Below are 428 nucleotides of genomic sequence, written 5' to 3'. Positions count from 1 at the left end.
CGGATCCAACAACGACCACTATCGTAAGCGGACAAACGTTTAATGAAATTGATGGTTTTTTCGAATCAGGGACTTTAACGGGTCACTTATACTTCGATGAAAATGGCAATGGTACTCAGGAGCCAAGTGAAGCAGACATGCCCGATGTTGATGTTGAAATTACCGATGTGTTTGGAGCTACCACAACACTGGTAACAGATGCCAATGGAGACTGGAGTATAGATTTACCGCCTGGTAATGCTACATCTGATATTGATGAAACTGATGCAGATTTCCCAATAGGAGCAGCGCAAACAGAAGGGGAGGACCCAACAACAACCACCATTATAACTGGACAAACGTTTAATGAAATAGATGGTTTTTACGAAACAGGTACTTTAACTGGTCACTTGTACTTCGATGAAAACGGCAATGGTACTCAGGAGCCA

1 pseudogene is annotated in these 428 nt (G+C 42.8%); it reads left to right on the top strand.

Annotation, left to right across the window (positions count from 1 at the left end):
• A pseudogene (locus CXF67_RS17965) lies at positions 1-428 on the top strand (gliding motility-associated C-terminal domain-containing protein); the annotation flags it as partial.

Source organism: Psychroflexus sp. MES1-P1E (assembly GCF_002836055.1).
Lineage (GTDB): Bacteria > Bacteroidota > Bacteroidia > Flavobacteriales > Flavobacteriaceae > Psychroflexus.
Note: the sequence above shows the minus strand (reverse complement) of the source record. Positions and strands in the feature narration are given on the sequence as shown.